Here is a 21,039-nt window from a genome sequence, read left to right on the forward strand (position 1 = left end):
CTCTTCTGGTATCTCTTTCTGAATGCTATTTATTTTAGATTTTTTTTAAAAAAGTCAATGGTTCTTGTCCAAGCCAATGTTGCTGCTTTTTCATCATATCTTGGCGTAGTATTGTTGTGAAAACCATGATTTACATCGGGATAGATAAAGGCTGTGTAATCAACTTTGTTTTGTTTTAAAATGGTTTCATAGGCGGGCCAACCTTCATTTACTCGAGTGTCTAAGGCTGCATATTGTATCAAAAGCGGTGCTTTTATTTTAGCAGCATCTTCTGCGCTAGGTTGTCCTCCGTAAAACGGAACAGCTGCACCTAATTTTGGAATGCGAACGGCTATCATGTTGGCAATCCAACCACCAAAGCAAAATCCAACCACCCCTACATGGCCATTACAATCTTTATGGTCTTTTAAAAATTCGTAGGCGGCAATAAAATCTTCGAGCATTTCCTCACGGGTACGTTTTTTTTGTAATTCACGGCCAGCATCATCATTTCCGGGATATCCACCAAGCGGGCTTAAAGCATCGGGAGCTAATGTGATAAAACCTTCTGGTGCTCCTCTTCTTCCAACGTCTTCAATGTAAGGATTTAGACCTCTGTTTTCATGAACTACAATAATGCCTGGAAGTTTTTTCTTTTTATCTGTTGGTTTTGAAAGTAATCCTTTGATTGTTCCGCCTCCTTTAGGGGACGGATAGCTAATCATTTCTGACTGTAATCTTGGGTCATCGGCTGCTATAGTTAGAGTGTCCTTGTAATTTGGTGTCATAAAATTGAGTAGGGTAGGAACAGTCAAACTGCCCACTGCAAAAAGCGATAATTTTTCAATAAATTGCCTTCTTTCAATTTTGTTATGAGCATAATCATCATATAAATCAAAAACTTCTTGGCTAATGTCTGCTTTGGTGATTTCTTTCATAGTTGGTTGTTTTTTTGTTATGTAGGTTTTATTTGTTGAGTAATAAATCTATGACTCCAAGAGTTAAGGCGGCTCCAATATTATTAGTTCCGTAAGGGTTAAAAGAATCTATTTTTGCCCCTCTAGGATACATTGCATTTTGTGGAATATAAAACGATTTACTGTATTTTGCTTCTTGATTTTTTAAATAAAATGTATCGTTCAAACCGCTTGTTGGATTATAGACATTCAACGAATAGGGTGTCGTGTGCGTTTTGAAACTAAAATTCGGATAAGTAAATTGAATGCTGTTATAATTTGAAAACGCCAATTTAGGTTGAAAAGTTGCAAGAGGAATTGGCATTTTGAAGTGTTGAGCATTCATTTGAGAAGTAGCAAATACAATTATGAAAAATAATGTTCTCATAGTTAGAAGGTTTTAGCACATAAAAATAACTTTTTTTTCGTTTACATAATGAGTCATTGCAAACTCTAGCGTTATTTAGTTATTTTTATTGCATTAAAATTAACTAAAATATTGTTTTTGGTATATAATCATCAAATTTTATGGCACTTTTTCAACGATTGAATTCCAAATTAACACCCATTATCAATACTGGATTTGGGACCAATGCTACTGTGAACGGAAAACGCTTTTTGGACAAGGAAGGTAGTGCAAGAGTGAAACGTTTAGGATTGACTTTTTTTGAAAGAAATAGTTGGTACCATACGCTTTTGGATTTACCTACTTGGAAGTTTCTTCTATTGTTGTTGTTGTTTTACATAGGTATTAATTTTGTTTTTGCTTATTTGTATTTCGTCATCGGAATAGAACACTTAAATGGTATAGCGACGACTCAAAGTCAATGGGAGCAGTTTGGACAAGCTTATTTTTTTAGTGCACAGACCTTTACTACTGTAGGATATGGTCATATAAGCCCCGTTGGTTTTTTAACTAGTTCGCTCTCTGCAGCCGAGGCTTTAATTGGTCTACTAAGTTTTGCAATTGCTACAGGTTTGTTTTTCGGGCGTTTTAGTAAGCCTAGAGTATATCTGAAGTTTTCGGAAAATGCGATTATCGCACCATATCAAGGTGGAACAGCATTTATGTTTAGAATGGCGCCCTACAAAAACACGAATTATTTGGATACAGAAGTCAATGCAACATTTGGTTTGAGTATAGAAGAAAACGGAGTATTGACGAATAAGTTTTATACGTTAGATTTAGAGATTAGTAAAGTGAATACCCTAATGCTAAGTTGGACAATTGTGCATCCCATTACCGAAAAAAGTCCATTTTATCAATTTACTGCGCAAGATTTCGAAACCTTACAGGGTGAAATATTAGTTTTTATTAAAACTTTTGATGATATGTACAGCACAACGGTTGCCACAAGAACTTCTTATATTTTTAAAGAAGTTGTCTATGGCGCCAAGTTTAAACCGATGTTTGAAAGTAGTACAAAACACTCGCATACTTTAATACATTTAAATCAGCTCAATGATTTTGAAAAAGTAACATTATAATTACTATTTTTTTTATTGTTTATCGAAAAAAATATTTTACTTTTGTTTAATAAATTTGAAAAAACAATGAACAATATTAAAAATGTATTTAGCATCAAAGACCTAGAAAATCTCTCAGGGATTAAAGCACATACGATTCGTATTTGGGAAAAACGATACAATGTTTTGCAACCCATGCGAACAGATACTAATATTCGTTTATATGACCTTCATAGTCTTCAAAAGTTACTAAACATAACTTTGCTTCATGATTATGGGTACAAAATATCCAAGATTGCTACCTATTCAGAAGAAAAAATCCCATCCTTAGTTCGTGAGATTATCACCACAAAAAATGCCAATAATCACGCAATTAGTGATTTTAAAATGGCAATGATGAATTTTGACCAAGATTTGTTTTTTAAAACGTACGATTGGTTAATTGCAAAAAAAACATTCAAAGAGGTTTTTTTGCAAGTGTTTGTTCCTTTGATGAATGAATTGGGTTTATTATGGCAAACCGACACTATTACACCAGCACATGAGCATTTTGTGAGCTATTTGATTAAACAAAAATTACTAATTAATATTGAGCAATTACAAACGCAGCCTGTACAACATCATGATAAAGTATTTGTATTGTCTTTGCCAATGAATGAAATTCATGAGCTAGGTTTGATGTATTTGCATTACGAAATTTTGTTGCAAGGCTATAAAACGGTTTATTTGGGCGAAAGCATGCCAATTGATAACCTTAAGGTGTTGAAAAATAATTTTGGTCCTATTGTATATATCACTTACATGACTGTACAGCCAGATCGTGAGGCAATAGATAATTATGTATCAACAATGGAGTCGGAGTTGTTGGGCGATGGTACGCAATTGTGGTTTATTGGTCGATTGGTTGAGAATATTGATAGAGATAAAATTGCCTCTGAAACGCATATTTTTCAATCCATAACAGAATTAGTAGACGCAATTTAAATCCCAAATAATGCCCCTCTTATAATGAAAAAAATTACGATTATAGGCTCAGGTTTTTCTGCTTTATCCGCCTCTTGTTATTTGGCCAAAAGCGGCCACGATGTTACTATTTTTGAGAAAAATGCAACAATTGGCGGAAGAGCAAGGCAGATGAAATCCGCTGGTTTTACTTTTGATATGGGTCCGAGTTGGTACTGGATGCCAGATATTTTTGAACGTTTTTTTGCCGATTTTAATAAAAAGCCAAGTGATTATTACGAGCTAATTAAGCTCTCACCAGCATATCGTGTATATTTTGGTGTAGATGATTTTATAGCCATTGCAGATAATCTTGACGAAATTGTAACCACTTTTGAAAATATCGAAAAAGGAAGTGGCAAAGTCCTAAGAGCTTTTATGGCCGAAGCGCAAAGCAATTATGATATTGCCATCAAGGATTTGGTGTATCGACCTGGCGTTTCTCCGTTAGAATTAGTGACAACAAAAACAGCCCAAAAAGTTGGTCAGTTTTTTAGCAATATCAGTCGTGATGTTCGCAAAAAGTTTACCAATCCAAGATTGATTCAGATTCTTGAATTTCCAGTTCTTTTTTTAGGAGCCAAACCTTCGGACACACCTTCGTTTTATAGTTTTATGAACTATGCCGATTTTGGTTTAGGAACTTGGCATCCCAAAACAGGAATGTTTGACGTGGTTTTAGCTATGGAAAGTTTGGCTAGGGAGTTGGGAGTGAAATTTGTTACCAATGCAGCTATCGAAAAAATTGTAGTAGAAAACAAAACAGCCAAAGCTGTTGTTATCAATGGACAAACGATTACTTCTGATGTAGTCTTGAGCGGTGCGGATTATCATCATACCGAAACCTTATTGGACAAAGAGCATCGGGTTTACTCAGAAGCCTATTGGGAAAGCCGTGTCTTTGCACCTTCCTCATTATTGTTTTATGTAGGTTTTGATAAAAAAATAGAAAATATTTCGCATCACGCTTTATTTTTTGATGTTGATTTTTACCAACACGCAAAAGATATTTACGATGAACCACAATGGCCAAAAGAACCGTTGTTTTATGCTAATTTCCCCTCTCTTACTGACCCAACTGCAGCACCAGAAGGTATGGAATCTGCTTTCTTTTTAGTGCCTTTAGCACCAGGAATTAATGATAGCGAAGCGTTGAGAGAACAGTATTTTGATAAAATAATTGCTCGTTTTGAGCAACTTACACAACAAACTGTGAAAAATAATATTATATTTAAACAATCATTCTGTAAAAATGATTTTGTTTCTGAATATAATTCATACAAAGGAAATGCCTATGGTATGGCCAATACGCTACTCCAAACGGCTTTTTTGAGACCAAAATTGAAAAGTAAAAAAGTAAACAATTTATATTTCACTGGACAATTAACAGTGCCAGGACCAGGCGTTCCACCTGCATTAATTTCAGGAAAGTTAGTATCAGAGTTAATTAATAAAAAATTTTCAGAAGCGTAAATTATGAAGCAATTATTTGATGATGTATCTTTTAAGTGTAGTAAGTTAGTTACCAAAAGCTATAGTACTTCTTTCTCTTTGGCCGTAAAAATGCTGGCGCCAAGTATTCGAGAAGATATCTATAATATATATGGTTTTGTCCGTTTTGCTGACGAAATTGTTGACTCTTTTCACGGATATCAAAAAGAACAATTGATTCAAGATTTTGAAACCGATTATTACAAGGCATTGGCTTCAGGAATTAGTTTGAATCCTATTCTGAATGCCTTTCAAATCACTGTAAAAAAGAACAATATTTCTGATGATTTGGTGCAAGCTTTTCTAAAAAGTATGAAAATGGACTTGGTAAAATCAAAGTATAATACCAAGGCGGAATACGATGATTATATCTACGGTTCAGCGGATGTGGTGGGTTTAATGTGTCTTAAGGTTTTTGTTCAAGGCAATCAAGAAAAATACGATGCCCTTAAAGACGAAGCGATGAGATTGGGCTCTGCTTTTCAAAAAGTGAATTTCTTGAGAGATTTAAAAGACGACAATTTGGTTTTGAATCGCAATTATTTTCCAGGAGTAGACCTTCGTTCTTTTGATGATGAAGCAAAAAAAGCGATTATTGCTGAAATTGATGAAGACTTTAAAGCAGCAAGAGAAGGCATCAAGAAATTACCGCTTGAAGCTAAATTTGGTGTTTTTACAGCCTATGTCTATTACAAAAAACTTTTGAATAAGTTAGAACGCACTCCTTCACACAAAATCGGCACATCAAGAATACGCGTTTCTAATTATTCCAAAGCGGGATTATTGGCGCAATCTTTCGTAACGTACAAGTTGCGATTAGTTTAATATTTCATTTCAAATTCATTCAAAATGCTTAATTTTTTCATATTTCTAGGAGTTTTTCTTTTTATGGAGTGCGTCACTTGGTGTACACATAAGTTCGTGATGCACGGTTTTATGTGGTATTTTCACGCCGACCACCATCAGCCAAAATATGCACATATCTTTGAGCGTAACGATATTTTCTTTGTCATTTTTGCCATTCCTAGTATTCTCCTTTTTTATTTTGGTGTAGAAGGTGGTCTTAATTATTTGTTTTTTATCGGATTGGGTATCTTTTTTTATGGATTGTGTTACTTTCTAATCCACGATGTATTGATTCATCAACGCTTCAAATGGTTCAAAAACACCAACAACAAATATCTTATTGGGCTACGAAAAGCACACAAAGTACACCACAAACATTTAGGTAAAGAACACGGTGAATGTTTCGGAATGCTATTCGTCCCGTTCAAATATTATAAAATGTAGTTTTTGGGCGTGCCCCCCGAAACACGAGTATACTAACGACACGATTCTCCAATCGGGGGTCGGGTCATCCATTCCCGCTTTGTTGTAGTGGCCTTTATCGCCCCTACAACAAGAGCTCCATTACTACCCCTCACGCAGGGAAATCAACACCATTTATCGCATACATTATGAAAGTATATAAATTAGAAACCGTGCAACACGTCAACGCAACTCTTGACGAATGTTGGGCTTTTTTTTCCAGTCCACAAAATCTGCAAAAAATTACGCCTTTAGATATGGGGTTTCAAATCGTAGATTTCGACGGAAGAACCGCCTATCCAGGTCAAGTGATACAATACAAAGTGTCGCCTTTAGCAGGAATAAAACTAAGTTGGATGACCATCATTACAGCCGTAAAAGACAAAAGCTATTTTATAGACGAGCAGCGTTTTGGTCCCTATACGTTGTGGCATCACAAACATTTCTTTGAAGCCACCGAAAACGGAGTAAAAATGACGGATGTTGTTCATTACGCCCTTCCTCTTGGTTTTTTGGGTCGCATTATGAACACACTTGTGGTCAAAAGCAAGTTAAAAGAAATATTCTCTTATCGAGAAAAAGCCGTAGATGAACTTTTTAATACCAAATAATGACTGCCCAGCCTATTACTGTTTTTTGGTTTCGTCGCGATTTGCGCTTAGAAGATAATGTAGGCTTGTATCAGGCATTACAAAGTGGCTATCCAGTACTTCCTCTTTTTATTTTTGATGATGCCATTTTGGAGCATTTACCCAAAGACGATGCTAGAGTCACTTTTATCTACGAATCATTATCGAAAATCAACGAAAAATTAGCCGAATTTGGAAGTTCTCTTTTGGTAAAAAAAGGAAAAACCCAAGATGTTTGGCAACAATTAATAACCGAATTTGAGGTCAAAGCGGTTATTTTCAATAAAGATTACGAACCTTATGCCATAAAGAGAGACCAACAGATTACTGAATTGTTAGCTCAAAATGGGGTAAAAGTGCAGGCATTCAAAGACCAAGTCATTTTTGAAGAAGCCGAAATCACCAAGGCCGACGGTTTGCCTTACACTGTCTACACGCCCTATAAAAACAAATGGCTAGAAAAATATCGTACACTAGCTCCCGTTGTGGAATATGATACTACTGTTTTTTCTAAGAATTGGTTGGTAAGTACTTTTGTGTTTCCTTCTTTATCTGCTATTGGTTTTGAAAGGAGTGCCATCAAAGTCAAACCCCACAATTTGACTAAAATTGTTACCTATCACGAAACGCGTGATTTTCCCGCATTAGATACTACCTCTTATTTGTCGCCACATTTGCGATTTGGCACTGTTAGTGTTCGAAAATTAGTGAATTGGGCCGCACGAAAAAATGATGTTTTCTTGAGCGAACTCATCTGGAGAGAATTTTTTATGCAAATCCTCTATCATTTCCCCAAAGTAGTGCAACACAATTTTAAATCGGCTTACGATGGCATAGAATGGCGCAATGACGAAGCTGATTTTCAAAGGTGGTGTTCAGGAAATACAGGCTATCCTATGGTGGATGCAGGTATGCGCGAACTCAATGCTACGGGTTATATGCACAATAGAGTGCGTATGGTAGTGGCTAGTTTTTTGTGCAAACATTTGTTATTGCCTTGGCAATGGGGCGAAGCCTATTTCGCTCAAAAACTCTTAGATTATGATTTGTCTGCCAATGTGGGCAATTGGCAGTGGGCTGCTGGGACAGGCTGTGATGCCGCTCCTTATTTTAGAGTGTTCAATCCCGATATTCAATTACAAAAATTTGATTCCAAAGGACAATACATCCGAAAATGGATTCCTGAATTTGATTTAGGCTACGGCGCACCTATGGTGGAACACGCTATGGCAAGAGACCGCGCCATTGCGACTTATAAGACAGGGATTCTGAAATAAATCATTAATTAAGAAATAATTAAGTTTTCATTTTAAAAAACAATCATAATAAAAAGTATTTTTGCTCTATGAAATTACGATTTTTTATATTCACGCTACTTTTTTTAGGACTCTTTTGTGTTCCAATGAAAGGCTATGCTTGTGCTACAATTAAATCGACTCATAAAATCAGTACTTCAAAATGCGAGTCTTCAAAAACACAAAAGCAAACGTGTTGCGAAAATCATTCAAATAAGAAGTCTAATCCATGTTCAGGAAAATGTGGAAGCACCAAATGCTTAACTTCTTGCACTTCATTTAATTTATTTCTAAATATTGAGTTTACATTTGAATCAAGCATCTTTGAAAATTTCATTCAAAAAACTACTTTTTATTATGTAGATCCTTTCGTTTCTACTGGTCATGTTTCTATTTGGTTACCCCCGAAAATAATATAATTTTTTTGTTCCTAGCCATAGTTGTTTTTATTTCAGAATAGAAACCTATGAAAAAAATATATTAAATCTAAATAGAATTAAAATGAAACAAATATCAAAAATTTTGGTAGTAATCGCTGTATTATTATCGACCATAACTTCACAGGCAAAACAAGTAATTCCTGCAAAAGGAACCAACCAATTTCAAAATACTAATACCGAGCCAGTAGTTATCAAATCAATGGGTGAGGCACAAAAAGACGATCAGGTCACTTCAGTTTTCGATACCTATTTTTCTGTTAAAGACGCTTTGGTCAGCAGCAATGGAAATCAAGCTTCAGAAAAAGCAAAACAAATGCTTTCAGCTATTAAAAGCGTTAAAATGGAAAAATTGGATATAAAAGTCCATATGGTTTGGATGAAAGTATTGAAAAATTTGACTGAAGATGCTGAGCATATCTCCGAAACAAAAGATCCAAAACACCAAAGAGATCATTTTATTACCTTGTCTCAAAATGTATATCAATTAATGAAAGTATCCAAGCAAGCTGCGCCAGTTTACTTCCAACATTGTCCAATGGCAAATGGAGGAAAAGGAGCCGATTGGCTTAGTAAAGAGAGCGCTGTCAAAAATCCATATTATGGATCAATGATGCTAACTTGTGGTAAAGTAGTGGAAACTATAAAATAATTTTAAGGCGAAATGTTTTCATTTCGCCTTATTAATTTGATATACTATGATAGATATAAAAAAAAGGATGAGACTACTGAAAGTCTGTTTAGTGTTAATGCTGCTTTCAGTTGCAAGTTTTGCTCAAAATGTGGTGCGATATGATTTGTATGTACGTGATACCATAGTCAATTTTACCGGTCAACCCAAGAGAGCTATTGCGGTAAACGGTCAAATTCCAATGCCTACCTTGACTTTTACAGAAGGAGATATAGCTGAAATTTATGTGCATAATGAGTTAAAAGAATCCACATCTCTGCACTGGCATGGATTGTTTTTACCCAATAAAGAAGACGGTGTTCCCAATTTGACTCAAATGCCAATTGCTCCTAATACGACGCACAAATATACTTTTCCCATTATACAAAGCGGAACCCATTGGTATCACAGCCATTCAGGTTTGCAAGAGCAAATAGGAATGTATGGCTCTATGATTTTGAAAAAGAAAAACGCAGACAAACAGTTTAGAAAAGGAATTGATGATTTGCCTACTATTCCCATCATTTTGAGTGAATGGACCGATGCCAATCCTAATAATGTGCATAGAATGTTGCACAACGCATCGGATTGGTTTGCCATACAAAAAGGAACTACTCAAAGTTATGCTGAAGCTATTGCACAAGGACACTTTGGTACTAAATTGAATAATGAATGGAAGCGCATGAACGCTATGGATGTAAGCGATGTTTTCTATGATGCTTTTTTAATTAATGGTAAAAAGGAAACACAATTATCGCAATTCAAGGCCGGTGATAAAGTACGCTTACGCATTTCAAATGGAGGCGCTTCTACTTATTTTTGGCTAACTTATGCTGGCGGAAAAATAACAGTTGTGGCTAACGACGGAAATGATGTTGAACCTATCGAGGTGGATCGCTTGCTTATAGCTGTTTCTGAAACCTACGATGTAGTAGTTACTATACCAAATGATGGAGCGTCCTACGAATTTTTGGCAACTGCAGAAGACAGAACGAAATCAACTTCATTGTATTTAGGAAATGGACCAAAAAAATTAGCCAAACCATTACCTAAATTAAAGTATTTTGAGGGAATGAAAATGATGAATGGTATGATGAAAATGAATGGGGATTTAGATGATATGGGAATGAGCATGAGTTTGAATCAAATGGATATGAATGTAGTAATGTATCCTGAAATTACGGGTGAAGCAAAAAAAGCTACGAGTAAAAAGACTATGAATATGTCTGAAAGTGACTATGATAGTAATGCCCTTTCCGATATTGTAACGCTCAATTATGCTATGTTAAAATCACCTTGGAAAACTAGTTTGCCCAAGGATGCTCCAGTAAAAGAATTGCGTTTTGAACTTACTGGAAATATGAATCGGTACGTATGGAGCTTAAATAATAAAGTAGTTTCTGAAACCGATAAAATATTGATTAAAAAGGGAGAAAACGTTCGGATTACCATTTATAATGGATCCATGATGAGACATCCAATGCATTTGCATGGTCATGATTTTAGGTTACTTAACAATCAAGGTGATTATGCTCCTTTGAAAAATGTGGTTGATATCATGCCAATGGAAACAGATACGTTGGAATTTAATGCTAATGTGGAAGGAGATTGGTTTTTTCATTGTCATATCTTGTACCACATGATGGCAGGAATGGGTAGGGTTTTTACTTATGAAAATCAGGCTGCAAATCCTTTGATTCCCAATCCTAAATTGGCGCAAAAGCAATTGTTTGCCGAAGATCGAATGTTTCATTTTATGTCTGAAAATGACTTTGCCACCAATGGAAACGATGGAGAAGTCATGTTTAGTAATACTCGGTGGAGTATTGGAACCGAATGGAGATTGGGCTATAACGATCATCATGGGTACGAAACAGAAACTCATATTGGGCGGTACTTGGGTAAAATGCAATGGATAATGCCCTTTGTTGGATTTGATTGGAGATACAGAAAAATGAATTTAGGACAACAGGAAAAAAATCTGTTCGGACAATCTAATACAAAAGATAACCGTTCTGTAGTAAGTTTGGGAATAGAATATGTATTACCTATGTTGGTAAAACTACAAACTGAAGTGTATTCGAATGGAAATGTTCGACTACAATTAGAACGAAAGGATATCCCAATTTCGAAACGCTTACGAATGAATGTGATGTGGAATACGGATAAAGAGTATATGGCAGGATTACGCTATATTACCGGAAGGAATTTTGGTATTACCACACATTATGATAGTGATATGGGGCTTGGATTTGGAATTAATTTGAATTATTAAAGAGAATCAAAACTAATGGTAAAAAAACAAATGAAAATCTATATCAAAAATATGGTGTGCCCTCGTTGTATTATGGTGGTACAATCTGAGTTGGAAAAGAGCGGGTTTACGCCACTTTCCGTATCTCTTGGTGAAGTAGTTTTTGAAAAGGATCTTGCTGTAAGTGACCAAGAAATTATAGCTAAAACACTTCAAAATGTTGGTTTTGAAATTATCGAAGACCAAAAAAAGCAAGGCGTTGAAAAAGTAAAAAACTTGATTATTGATTTGGTTCAAAATCAAAATTCGACACTCAAAAACACCCTTTCCGACTATTTGAGCACCCAATTGGATTGTGATTATAAATACATTACTACTTTGTTTACCGAACTCGAAGGCACTACGATTGAGAAATATTTCATTGCTCAAAAAATTGAAAAAGTAAAAGAGTTATTAGTATACAACGAATTGACTTTAAGTGAAATTGCATTCCAGTTGCAGTATTCCAGCGTGGCACATTTGAGCAATCAATTCAAAAGCGTAACGGGATTAACACCAAGTTATTTCAAAAATATTCGCACCGAACGACGCATTCCCCTAGACCAAGTGAAAGCATAATTTTTATTGTTCACCTTCCGAATTTGTTGTAATTCTTTAGGATAATTGTGTAATACTTCTCAATTTGATTCCAAGTAATTTTGTACTGTAATTTAAACAGTTCATTATGAAAACTACTATAAAGAGACAAATTCCTGTTTTACAAATGGGATGTGCGTCTTGCGCCAATAGAATCGCTACTACGGTTCAAGCCTTAAACGGGATTGTTTCAGCCGAAGTTAACTATGCTTCGACGATGCTTTCTCTTGAGTTTCTGCCAAAAATCATTACCCTATCCGAAGTCCAAAAAGCGGTGCAAGACGCAGGCTATGATCTGTTTATTGAAGAAGAAGTCAATGAAAATAAAACCTTATCTTCGATTCAAGAAGAAAAAATAACCACTTTAAAAAACAAAACCATTTGGGCTTTGCTATTGGCTTTGCCTATTGTAATTATTGGAATGTTTTTTATGGAAATGCCTTATGCTAACGAAATTATGTGGGTGTTAGCAACTCCAGTTGTTTTCGGATTTGGAAGCAGTTTTTTTATAAATGCTTGGAAGCAAGTTCAACATCGTTCGGCCAATATGGATACTTTGGTCGCTTTGAGTACGGGAGTCGCGTATGTGTTTAGTGTTTTCAACACATTGTTTCCGGAGTATTGGCATCAAAAAGGCCTACACGGACACGTTTATTTTGAAGCAGCAGCTGTAGTAGTAGCTTTTATCTTATTAGGCAAATGGTTAGAAGAAAACGCCAAATCCAATACTTCTACTGCCATAAAAAAGTTAATGGCGTTGCAACCTAATGAGGTTACTTTGTGGCTAGACAACGAGGAGCAAAAAGTAATTTCCATCGAACAAGTCAAAGTTGGGGATCGATTGCTGGTAAAACCTGGCGAGCGTATTGCAGTCGATGGGGTCGTGATAAGTGGCGATTCCTATGTAGATGAAAGTATGTTAAGCGGCGAACCCATTCCCGTACTCAAAATGGCAAATGAAAAAGTTTGGGCGGGTACGTTGAATCAAAAAGGGAGTTTGGTATTCCAAGCAGTTCAAATTGGCTCCGAAACCCTTTTGGCACACATCGTCAAAACAGTTCAAGACGCACAAGGAAGTAAAGCCCCAGTTCAAAAAAAGGTCGATTTTATCGCTAGTATTTTTGTGCCTGTGGTTATGGCGATTGCGGTTGTAGCTTTTGTTTTGTGGTGGATTTTAGGAGGAGAAAATGGTTTTACACAAGGAATTTTGGCTTTAGTTACCGTTTTGGTGATTGCTTGTCCGTGTGCCTTGGGATTGGCAACTCCTACCGCAATTATGGTTGGAGTAGGCAAGGGTGCCGAAAATGGAATACTCATTAAAGATGCACTGAGTTTAGAATTGGCACAAAAAATAGACACCATCGTTCTAGATAAAACAGGTACTATCACCGAAGGAAAACCTAAAGTAACGGATGAACTGTGGAGTACTGTCGATTCTCATTTACGTTCTATTTTGTTGAGTATTGAATCGCAATCAGAGCATCCTTTGGCCGAAGCCGTTGTCCATTATTTGCAAGGAGTTCCAATGGTTTCGATTACTAATTTCGAGAGTGTTACAGGGCAAGGTGTTCGAGCCAAAGTAGAAGGTAAAGATTATTTTGTGGGGAATCCCTCTTTTTTAAAAGCCAACCAAATCGAAATTTATGAAGACTTTCTTCAAAAGACTACCATTTGGGAAGCCGAAGCCAAAACCGTAATTGGCTTTGCCAATGCAACTAGAGTTTTAGCGCTCTTGGCTATTTCGGATGCAGTAAAACCAACTTCGGTGGCTGCTATTCGTGAGTTAGAACAGATGGGCATTGCTGTCTATATGCTGACGGGCGATGCTGAAAAAACCGCGCAAGCGATGGCTACACAAACGGGAATTACTCACTACAAAGGCGGAGTGTTGCCTCAACAAAAAGCCGATTTTATCAAAGAATTGCAAGCTCAAGGCAAAACAGTAGCGATGGTGGGTGACGGCATAAACGACAGCACCGCATTGGCTCAAGCCGATGTCAGTATTGCTATGGGAAAAGGAAGCGCCATTGCGATGGAAGTCGCCAATATGACGCTAATGACCTCCGATTTACATAAGATTCCGCAAGCGATACGCTTGTCTAAAGCTACCGTAGCTACGATTCACCAAAATTTATTTTGGGCTTTTATCTATAATGTGATTGGGATTCCTATCGCGGCGGGTATTTTATTTCCTTTCAATGGCTTTTTACTTAACCCAATGCTCGCGGGTGCAGCTATGGCACTGAGTAGTGTAAGTGTGGTAAGCAACAGTTTACGATTGAAATTGAAAAAGTTATAGGGAAGTAAACTTTTAAATAAACAAATTCCAAATTCCAAATTCCAAGTGGCCACAGTAGCTTTGGAATTTGGAATTTAAATTTTGGGATTTATCTCGAAACTTCGGGATGAGGATTTGTCAATTTAAAATCAATCTTTTTTATTTTGTTGTTCGGTATGATTTTGATTTCCATTAAGCATTGTGTCTCCCTCGTTTAGTCCGTTTGACATTCCGACCATAAATGCTGTAATAATTAGAATAATTTTTCTTTTTATCCAAAGAAGAGGTCGTTTAGATTTCTCTAAACGTGTTTTATTGTTTTTATACATTTTGTAGATGATAAAAGATTATACATTTTTTATATTCTTATGCGCGGAATCGCATAAATGCTTAAAAATTAATTTATGCTATGTATAAACTTTTGTATGCGTTTTTTGAAGTAATCAATTCATTTATAAAGATGTTTTGGGACATCATAGCGCTTACTTCTTGATAAAGTAGTGTTTGAATTTTTAAAAGAACCTTGACTTGAAGATTAATAAAATCTTTGATGTCTAGACATAAAAATAGAATTGGAAAGGAGGTAATCTTAGATGAATTTACTTGCTTGAAGAAGTACAATTCGGAATCTTTCGTGTTTAATTCTGTTTTGAGAATTACTTTCGAGAATTGATAATAAGTTGCTGAATTTGTTTGAGAATGTAAAGTACAATCATTAACAACTAGTCCAAAAACTAGAATGAGAGAAAGAAGATATTTTATGTTTTTGTTCAATCTAATTAATTCTAATTGCTTGTTTGAGTTTGGTGTTTTTTAGCTGATTATTTTTTTCTAAACGAAACTACAAATAAATTGGATAATTTCACCAAGTCTTCAACCTAAAGTTTTAACTCAAGTTTCAATTTTTAAAATGACAAAATCAATTTTTTGATTTTTTCCACCTTGTTAAATAAAACTAAAGTTTTTTTGTAAAAATTATTTTATCGGAGCTAACATCCCTGAAGCAACAAATTCCAAATTCCAAGTAGTCGTACAAGCCTTGGAATTTGGAATTTGCCCCAATTAGGGGATTGGAATTTATTTCTTAACCAATTTATTAATCATGCCTTCAAAGATGAAGCCATGAAAAGGGAGAACGGAGTACCAATACAATTTGCCCCAAAAACCATGCGGTTTGAAAGTGGCGGCTTGGTATAACGTATTGTGTATGATTTTGAATTCTAACCAAGCTTCTCCTGGGAGTTTCATTTCGGCATACAAAACGAGCTTGCCTTCTTTTTTGTTGGCATACAATACCCGCCAAAAATCCAAAACGTCACCTGAATGAATGTCGTGTTTGTTGGTACGTCCCCTGCGAAGACCTACGCCTCCAACTAATTTATCAAGAAAACCTCGTATCTCCCAAAGCCAGTCGCCATAGTACCAACCTGTTTCACCGCCAATAGACCAAATGCGTTCTGTGGTGTAGGAGCGGTTAAGGATTTCTTTTTTGCGACGATCGATAAAGCAATTCTTTTTAGGTACTTTCAGGTAATCGGCAACACTCCCAGTGAATTGACCGCTAATCATAGCGTCTTTCCAACTTGATACAATGTCGTCTTTGTCTATTTTAACAAGTGCTCGCGAAACGGCTTCGCTATACCTCATTGGAGAAACTCCTAGTAGTTTATTAATGCGGTTGTCTTTGCAAACTACTTCTACTTTCATACTGCTGACTAAAGCAGCAGCGAGTTTGTAAGTAGTTGAAGTAACAAAGTACAACCAATAAGATGACAATTTGGGCGTCATTACTGGAACTGTGTAGATGTAACGTTTCAGCCCTGCCGCTTGTGCAAATCCCAAGAGCATTTCTTTGTAAGTTAAAATATCAGGGCCACCAATGTCAAAGTTTTGATCGTAAGTTTCCGGTTGATGTAAACTTTTTATCAAAAATGCTAAAACATCCGTAATGGCTATCGGTTGGCATTTGGTATTGAGCCATTTTGGAGTAATCATAACAGGAAGTTTGTTTACCAAATCACGGATAATTTCAAAAGAAGCACTTCCTGAGCCTACAATAATCCCTGCTCTTAAAGTTGTGATGGCAAAAAGACCTGTTTTAAGGACATCTTCAACGGCTTTACGAGAGGCCAAATGTTTGGATAAAATAACATCATTGACAATACCACTCAAATAAATTACTTGTTTTACTCGAGTGAGGTTCATTCGGTCTACAAAATTCAAAGCAGAGGCATATTCCAACTCATCATAATTCTTGGCCGAACCTGACATCGAATGAATCAAATAATAAGCGGCATCAATCTCATTGGGAATAGAAATTAGAGTTTCTTGGTTGAGAAAGTCTACTTCTATTACTCGTACTTGATTTACATATTCTTCGGGTATTGTAAAACGATCTTTGTCTCTTACACAACAAATCACATGATGCCCTTGGGCCACTAGCAAAGGCAGTAGTCGCTTTCCAATATATCCTGTGGCTCCTGTTAAAAGAATATTCATTTGTTTGTTAATTTATTGATAACAATATAGTTAAAAAAATTGTATAATCTTAGAAATAACCGATAGTATTGCTAAAATTATCGATAAAACGGTCTGAATCATGTTTTTTTGATTACTAATTCTTATATTTTTTCTGGTCAATTATTGTTGGTAATCTAGAATTCCATTTGATTATTTTTTTATTTTTCTATAATTTGAATCAAACGGAGTTTATATTTTAAAACTAACCATACCATAATCTAAGGCAAAAACTTGTCCCGAAATGGATTTGGCTTCTTTTGAAATTAAGAAATTCGCCATGTGCGCTACTTCATCAGGTTTTAGATACCCTTTCATCGGATGGCGTTCAATCATGTTTTCTTTCATTCGGTCATTTCTTAAAATACCTGCTGCTAATGAAGTTTCGGTAATTGTTGGCGCAATGGCATTTACGCGTACAACTGAAGCCAGTTCCGCTCCTAATGATTTTACCAATCCTTCAACACCTGCTTTGGCAGTAGCAATACTCGCGTGAAAAGGCATTCCTAATTTGGCAGCAACTGTACTAAACAAAAGAATCGAAGGCTGTTGTCCTTTTCGCAAGGCGGGCAAATATTTTTGAATGGCTTTTACAGCACCAATAACATTGATTTCAAAATCGTTTTTAAAATCGGATATGCTGAGGTTTCCGATTGGTTTTAAGTTAATCGAACCTGGACAATAAATCAAAGTATCCACATTTTCTATGTCCGGAAGCGGATCTTGCAAAACATCAACGGCATAGTGCGTTAAATTGGGATGTGACAAATCTGGCGCTGTTCTACTGATGTTAATTACTTGATTCGATTGCAATTGTTGCATTAGTATCGCGCTACCAATTCCTTTGCTACCGCCAATAATTACGATGTTTTTCATAATGTGTTGAGTTTGGTTTATCGTTTAGATATTTTGTTATGGGTGATTTGTCGCTGTAAAGTACATTTGAATCTTCCTTCGGTAAAATTTCGAAGTTTCTCGTGTTTTGTTTTTCGACCTTGTACTCGGGCGCGCCAAAGTCTGAAACTCGAAGGTTTCATTTCGGCACGCATCAAGTCGATGACTTCTTGTTCTTTTAATCCAAATTGCAATTGGATGGCTTCGAAAGTGGTTCGGTCTTCCCAAGCCATTTCAATAATTCGGTCGATTTCTAATTCGGTAAGGGCTATTTTGTTGGGCATAGCTAAAGCTTTTTTGATAGATGTTCTAGGTTTATTTTTTAATCGCTATCGCCAATATCGGCTAGGGTATGTAATTTCAAAATCCGATTGCTTTCTTCTTTAACCAATGGATTTTTCTTCATTTTCCATAAAAAATCTGAAGCAAATTTTCGAGTTCTGTCAATATTGACAATCGGTTTTGGATAGTCTTTTCCCAATTCGAAATTGTTGAATTTTTGGTCCAAAAAGGTCATTTTACTAGGTTGATGAACGAAAGGCAATGGCAAATTTCGTAACTCGGGTACCCATTGTTTGATAAATTCTCCTTGCGGGTCGTGTTCCAAACTATTTTTTATCGGATTGTAAATGCGCAATAAGTTGACACCTGTTTCGCCAGCTTGCATCTGCAATTGCGGGTAGTGAATGCCCGGCTCAAAATCCAAAAACATTTGCGATAAATGTTGTGTAGCTTCTTGCCAAGGTTGCCAAAGGTTATGAGTAAAAAAAGACACCAATAATGCTCGCATTCTAAAGTTGAGGTAGCCCGTTTCGTTCAAGCATCTCATTGCTGCATCAACGAGAGGGACACCCGTTTGTCCTTTTTTCCAAGCCTCGACATAATTGGAATTGATTTTCTTTTTTAAATCGTGATAGCCTTTGTTGATGCTTTCAAACTCCATAATTTCTTCCATTTCAAATTTTTGAATAAAATGGGCTTGCCAAGTAAGTCTCGACACAAAGGAATCAATTTGTTTTTTATTGGTACAAATCAACCGAAATGTAGCAGCTCGCTGCAATACTTCTCGGGTAGATAAATTTCCCCAAGCAATATATGGTGAGATTCTGCTGCAACTTTTTCTCGCTAGTAGAGGTTTTGAAATATGATTGCTATAATTGAAATAACGGTTTTTAAAAAAAGAGTCTAAATATTTCTGTCCCATTTCTGTACCTCCTTTTTGAAAAATAGCATCGGGAATGGTGACTAAATTTGTCTTTTCTAACAAGCGTTCTAGCTGTTCAATTTGGTTCAATTCTATAAAGCTATTGTTATTTGGTAAGAATGCAAATTGCGGTTCATTCATATATTTTTCCCATTGCACCACCCAATTGCTTCGGTTTTTTAGCCCTCTAAAAATGCCATTATTGATGTTTTCGACCCAATTAATTTGGTTGTTTTTGCAAAATCTTTTGAAAGCTTTGTCTCTGTCGTACGTAATTCTTATTCCGGTTTCTTGATGTGAGTAGACATTTTTGATGGTGTATAGTTCGAGTATGCTATTTATGGTGCTAATGACTTCTCCATTTACAGCTAATACTTTTGTTTGATACGGTTGCAGTTCTGCATTGAGGGCTACGATAGATTGCTTGATAAAATTCCAATGCCTTGCGCTGTAGTGCGTATCGTTTTGCAGTGATTTTTCAAAAACATACAGTAAAAGTGTAGGCTGACCAGATTGGATTGCATTATGGATAGCCTCGTTGTCCTGCAAACGAAGGTCTCTTTTGAACCAAACGATATTGATATGTTTTTTATTCGAATTCATCTTTTAAAAAAGTTGTTGTTGAAGCCAGCGTTGTTGAAATTTCGACTGCTTGTCATAGTTTTGGGCTTGCAAGGCGACATTGAATTTTCTATCACGAGGGTCGTTGCCTACACCTGAAACATACATCCAATTGCCATAATTGCTGTGCACATCATAATCCAAAAGCATCGATTCAAAATAGGCCGCTCCAATTCTCCAATCTAGGAGTAAAGTTTTGGCAAAGTAAGAAGCTACGTTTTGTCGTCCGCGGTTGCTCATCCATCCTGTTTGTTGCAGTTCCAGCATATTTGCATTCACAAAAGGTTCTGCCGTAGTGCCGTTAATCCATTGTTGGATGGCTTTTTTGTCTTGAGACCATTGATACTCTCGGTTTTGAATGCCCCCAATTTTAAAAATCGCATTGCCATTTTGAAGCGAAATGTATTTGAAATAGTCCCTCCAAAGCAATTCAAAAATCAACCAATACGTAGACTCGTTGGCTTCTATTTCTTTTTCGTAGCGCTTGATTTCCCAATAAATGGTTTTAGGCGAAAGACATCCATTAGCCAACCAAGGCGAAAATTTTGAACTGTAATCTGTACCAATTAATCCGTTGCGGGTTTGTTTGTACTGACTGATTTTTTTGGTGTTCCAAAGGTATTCTTGCAGTCTTGCCAATGCCTGATTTTCGCCACCACGAAAAGGGAAAGCGGTTCTCCTATCTTCTTCAAATGTTGTAAATCTTAAATCTTCCAAAGTAGGAATTGTGGTTTGTATGTCAATTATATTGGACTCGGGTAGAGCGGTTAGCTTGCCTATTTTCGGAACGACTGCTTTTTTTTCACAAGCATTTCTGAATTGTGTAAAAATCGCTGGTATTTCGGCTATCGCAAACGGAATGATTTCTGGCGGAAATAAAAATTGATGATAAGTAGCGACAAATTCTGCAGTTGGACCGCAATTTTTTTTCACGCTATCGATTTCCTCTTTTTCTTCGCTCGTCCATTCGTTTTGAAAGTAAATCGTAGTTTGGATAGAAGAATCAATCAAAGTCGGAATGATTTGTGAAGCCGAATCGTGATACACCAAAAGCGTAATGCCAAGTGTCGCCAAATTTGCCCTTAATTCTTGAACCGAATCTATGGTAAACTGAGCTCGAAAATGCGCAGTTTTTTTAAATCCAAAAGCCGTAGTTGCATACTGTTTTGGGTCAAAACAATGCACACCAACTACGCTTTCATTTTCGGCAATTGCCTTTTGTAGCGCTGGATTATCCGCGATTCTTAGGTCATTTCTGAACCAAACGATTCCTTTTTGTTTCTTCTGCATTTTTCGCTACAATATTTTACTTCGTCCCAAACTTTTTCCCATTTTTTTCTCCAATCAAAAGGGCGATTACAGACCACGCATATTTTGGATGGCAAGTGCGTTTTTTTCAAT

At 36.2% G+C, this 21,039-nt stretch carries 19 protein-coding genes; 11 read left to right on the forward strand and 8 right to left on the reverse strand.

Features of this window, described 5'->3' with window-relative positions; translation table 11 throughout:
* Positions 1-29 precede the first annotated feature (29 nt).
* Together FLAVO9AF_RS00920 and FLAVO9AF_RS00925 are read right to left on the reverse strand one after the other, a co-directional pair.
* Positions 30-917 carry a dienelactone hydrolase family protein gene (locus FLAVO9AF_RS00920; RefSeq protein WP_159682629.1) on the reverse strand — a complete coding sequence of 296 codons (888 nt, stop codon included), beginning with the start codon at positions 915-917 and terminating at the stop codon, positions 30-32.
* 28 nt (positions 918-945) lie between these two features.
* On the reverse strand, positions 946-1,323 hold the full coding sequence (locus tag FLAVO9AF_RS00925) for a hypothetical protein (protein WP_159682631.1): 378 nt from the start codon (positions 1,321-1,323) through the stop codon (positions 946-948).
* Positions 1,324-1,463: 140 nt separating this feature from the next.
* On the opposite strand from FLAVO9AF_RS00925, the gene FLAVO9AF_RS00930 reads away from it, so the two are divergent.
* The 11 genes from FLAVO9AF_RS00930 (at position 1,464) to FLAVO9AF_RS00980 (ending at position 14,423) form a co-directional block, all read left to right on the forward strand.
* The gene (locus FLAVO9AF_RS00930; RefSeq protein ID WP_159682633.1) at positions 1,464-2,423 is read left to right on the forward strand and encodes an ion channel; all 960 of its coding nucleotides are present in this window, start codon (positions 1,464-1,466) and stop codon (positions 2,421-2,423) included.
* A gap of 66 nt (positions 2,424-2,489) precedes the next feature.
* Entirely contained in the window at positions 2,490-3,386 is an 897-nt protein-coding gene (locus FLAVO9AF_RS00935; protein ID WP_159682635.1) for a MerR family transcriptional regulator, read from the forward strand.
* 21 nt (positions 3,387-3,407) lie between these two features.
* A complete protein-coding gene (locus FLAVO9AF_RS00940; protein ID WP_159690788.1) occupies positions 3,408-4,877 on the forward strand; it encodes an NAD(P)/FAD-dependent oxidoreductase in 1,470 nt (489 codons plus the stop codon).
* Positions 4,878-4,880: 3 nt separating this feature from the next.
* A complete protein-coding gene (locus tag FLAVO9AF_RS00945) occupies positions 4,881-5,720 on the forward strand; it encodes a phytoene/squalene synthase family protein (RefSeq protein ID WP_159682638.1) in 840 nt (279 codons plus the stop codon).
* Positions 5,721-5,744: 24 nt separating this feature from the next.
* Positions 5,745-6,185, forward strand: a complete 441-nt coding sequence (locus FLAVO9AF_RS00950; RefSeq protein WP_024981255.1) for a sterol desaturase family protein — start codon at positions 5,745-5,747, stop codon at positions 6,183-6,185.
* A gap of 167 nt (positions 6,186-6,352) precedes the next feature.
* Positions 6,353-6,814 carry an SRPBCC family protein gene (locus FLAVO9AF_RS00955; protein ID WP_024981256.1) on the forward strand — a complete coding sequence of 154 codons (462 nt, stop codon included), beginning with the start codon at positions 6,353-6,355 and terminating at the stop codon, positions 6,812-6,814.
* Positions 6,814-8,109 (forward strand): deoxyribodipyrimidine photo-lyase, encoded by a 1,296-nt coding sequence (locus FLAVO9AF_RS00960; RefSeq protein ID WP_159682641.1) that lies wholly within the window; start codon positions 6,814-6,816, stop codon positions 8,107-8,109. The genes FLAVO9AF_RS00955 and FLAVO9AF_RS00960 overlap by 1 nt, the downstream gene beginning before the upstream one ends.
* Before the next feature lie 519 nt (positions 8,110-8,628).
* Positions 8,629-9,216, forward strand: coding sequence for a DUF3347 domain-containing protein (locus FLAVO9AF_RS00965; RefSeq protein ID WP_159682645.1), 588 nt, complete (start codon positions 8,629-8,631; stop codon positions 9,214-9,216).
* 67 nt (positions 9,217-9,283) lie between these two features.
* On the forward strand, positions 9,284-11,509 hold the full coding sequence (locus FLAVO9AF_RS00970) for a multicopper oxidase family protein (RefSeq protein WP_236552255.1): 2,226 nt from the start codon (positions 9,284-9,286) through the stop codon (positions 11,507-11,509).
* Between the two features lie 30 nt (positions 11,510-11,539).
* On the forward strand, positions 11,540-12,106 hold the full coding sequence (locus FLAVO9AF_RS00975; protein WP_159682650.1) for an AraC family transcriptional regulator: 567 nt from the start codon (positions 11,540-11,542) through the stop codon (positions 12,104-12,106).
* Positions 12,107-12,212: 106 nt separating this feature from the next.
* A complete protein-coding gene (locus FLAVO9AF_RS00980) occupies positions 12,213-14,423 on the forward strand; it encodes a heavy metal translocating P-type ATPase (protein ID WP_159682654.1) in 2,211 nt (736 codons plus the stop codon).
* A gap of 1,056 nt (positions 14,424-15,479) precedes the next feature.
* Here FLAVO9AF_RS00980 and FLAVO9AF_RS00985 read toward each other — a convergent pair.
* The 6 genes from FLAVO9AF_RS00985 to FLAVO9AF_RS01010 all read right to left on the reverse strand — a co-directional run bounded on the left by FLAVO9AF_RS00985 (position 15,480) and on the right by FLAVO9AF_RS01010 (position 21,038).
* Positions 15,480-16,901: an SDR family oxidoreductase gene (locus FLAVO9AF_RS00985; RefSeq protein ID WP_159682658.1), complete on the reverse strand. Its 1,422-nt coding sequence runs from the start codon at positions 16,899-16,901 to the stop codon at positions 15,480-15,482.
* Positions 16,902-17,111: 210 nt separating this feature from the next.
* The gene (locus tag FLAVO9AF_RS00990; RefSeq protein ID WP_159682661.1) at positions 17,112-17,795 is read right to left on the reverse strand and encodes an SDR family NAD(P)-dependent oxidoreductase; all 684 of its coding nucleotides are present in this window, start codon (positions 17,793-17,795) and stop codon (positions 17,112-17,114) included.
* 17 nt (positions 17,796-17,812) lie between these two features.
* Positions 17,813-18,097, reverse strand: a complete 285-nt coding sequence (locus tag FLAVO9AF_RS00995; protein ID WP_064714514.1) for a TIGR03643 family protein — start codon at positions 18,095-18,097, stop codon at positions 17,813-17,815.
* Positions 18,098-18,135: 38 nt separating this feature from the next.
* On the reverse strand, positions 18,136-19,620 hold the full coding sequence (locus FLAVO9AF_RS01000) for a cryptochrome/deoxyribodipyrimidine photo-lyase family protein (RefSeq protein ID WP_159682667.1): 1,485 nt from the start codon (positions 19,618-19,620) through the stop codon (positions 18,136-18,138).
* A gap of 3 nt (positions 19,621-19,623) precedes the next feature.
* Positions 19,624-20,928, reverse strand: coding sequence for a DASH family cryptochrome (locus FLAVO9AF_RS01005; protein WP_159682694.1), 1,305 nt, complete (start codon positions 20,926-20,928; stop codon positions 19,624-19,626).
* Positions 20,883-21,038 (reverse strand): DUF2256 domain-containing protein, encoded by a 156-nt coding sequence (locus FLAVO9AF_RS01010; protein WP_201296271.1) that lies wholly within the window; start codon positions 21,036-21,038, stop codon positions 20,883-20,885. Before FLAVO9AF_RS01010 ends, FLAVO9AF_RS01005 begins: the two co-directional genes overlap by 46 nt.
* Between the last annotated feature and the right edge of the window lies 1 nt (position 21,039).

The sequence above is a fragment of the Flavobacterium sp. 9R genome (genome assembly GCF_902506345.1).
Classification (GTDB): domain Bacteria; phylum Bacteroidota; class Bacteroidia; order Flavobacteriales; family Flavobacteriaceae; genus Flavobacterium.

What these genes read in the sequence shown, in the direction of transcription:
- FLAVO9AF_RS00920 (WP_159682629.1), bottom strand. Translation starts at nt 917, where the DNA reads ATGAAAGAAATCACCAAAGCAGACATTAGCCAAGAAGTTTTTGATTTA.
- FLAVO9AF_RS00925 (WP_159682631.1), bottom strand. Translation starts at nt 1,323, where the DNA reads ATGAGAACATTATTTTTCATAATTGTATTTGCTACTTCTCAAATGAAT.
- FLAVO9AF_RS00930 (WP_159682633.1), top strand. Translation starts at nt 1,464, where the DNA reads ATGGCACTTTTTCAACGATTGAATTCCAAATTAACACCCATTATCAAT.
- FLAVO9AF_RS00935 (WP_159682635.1), top strand. Translation starts at nt 2,490, where the DNA reads ATGAACAATATTAAAAATGTATTTAGCATCAAAGACCTAGAAAATCTC.
- FLAVO9AF_RS00945 (WP_159682638.1), top strand. Translation starts at nt 4,881, where the DNA reads ATGAAGCAATTATTTGATGATGTATCTTTTAAGTGTAGTAAGTTAGTT.
- FLAVO9AF_RS00950 (WP_024981255.1), top strand. Translation starts at nt 5,745, where the DNA reads ATGCTTAATTTTTTCATATTTCTAGGAGTTTTTCTTTTTATGGAGTGC.
- FLAVO9AF_RS00955 (WP_024981256.1), top strand. Translation starts at nt 6,353, where the DNA reads ATGAAAGTATATAAATTAGAAACCGTGCAACACGTCAACGCAACTCTT.
- FLAVO9AF_RS00960 (WP_159682641.1), top strand. Translation starts at nt 6,814, where the DNA reads ATGACTGCCCAGCCTATTACTGTTTTTTGGTTTCGTCGCGATTTGCGC.
- FLAVO9AF_RS00965 (WP_159682645.1), top strand. Translation starts at nt 8,629, where the DNA reads ATGAAACAAATATCAAAAATTTTGGTAGTAATCGCTGTATTATTATCG.
- FLAVO9AF_RS00970 (WP_236552255.1), top strand. Translation starts at nt 9,284, where the DNA reads ATGAGACTACTGAAAGTCTGTTTAGTGTTAATGCTGCTTTCAGTTGCA.
- FLAVO9AF_RS00975 (WP_159682650.1), top strand. Translation starts at nt 11,540, where the DNA reads ATGAAAATCTATATCAAAAATATGGTGTGCCCTCGTTGTATTATGGTG.
- FLAVO9AF_RS00980 (WP_159682654.1), top strand. Translation starts at nt 12,213, where the DNA reads ATGAAAACTACTATAAAGAGACAAATTCCTGTTTTACAAATGGGATGT.
- FLAVO9AF_RS00985 (WP_159682658.1), bottom strand. Translation starts at nt 16,901, where the DNA reads ATGAATATTCTTTTAACAGGAGCCACAGGATATATTGGAAAGCGACTA.
- FLAVO9AF_RS00990 (WP_159682661.1), bottom strand. Translation starts at nt 17,795, where the DNA reads ATGAAAAACATCGTAATTATTGGCGGTAGCAAAGGAATTGGTAGCGCG.
- FLAVO9AF_RS00995 (WP_064714514.1), bottom strand. Translation starts at nt 18,097, where the DNA reads ATGCCCAACAAAATAGCCCTTACCGAATTAGAAATCGACCGAATTATT.
- FLAVO9AF_RS01000 (WP_159682667.1), bottom strand. Translation starts at nt 19,620, where the DNA reads ATGAATTCGAATAAAAAACATATCAATATCGTTTGGTTCAAAAGAGAC.
- FLAVO9AF_RS01005 (WP_159682694.1), bottom strand. Translation starts at nt 20,928, where the DNA reads ATGCAGAAGAAACAAAAAGGAATCGTTTGGTTCAGAAATGACCTAAGA.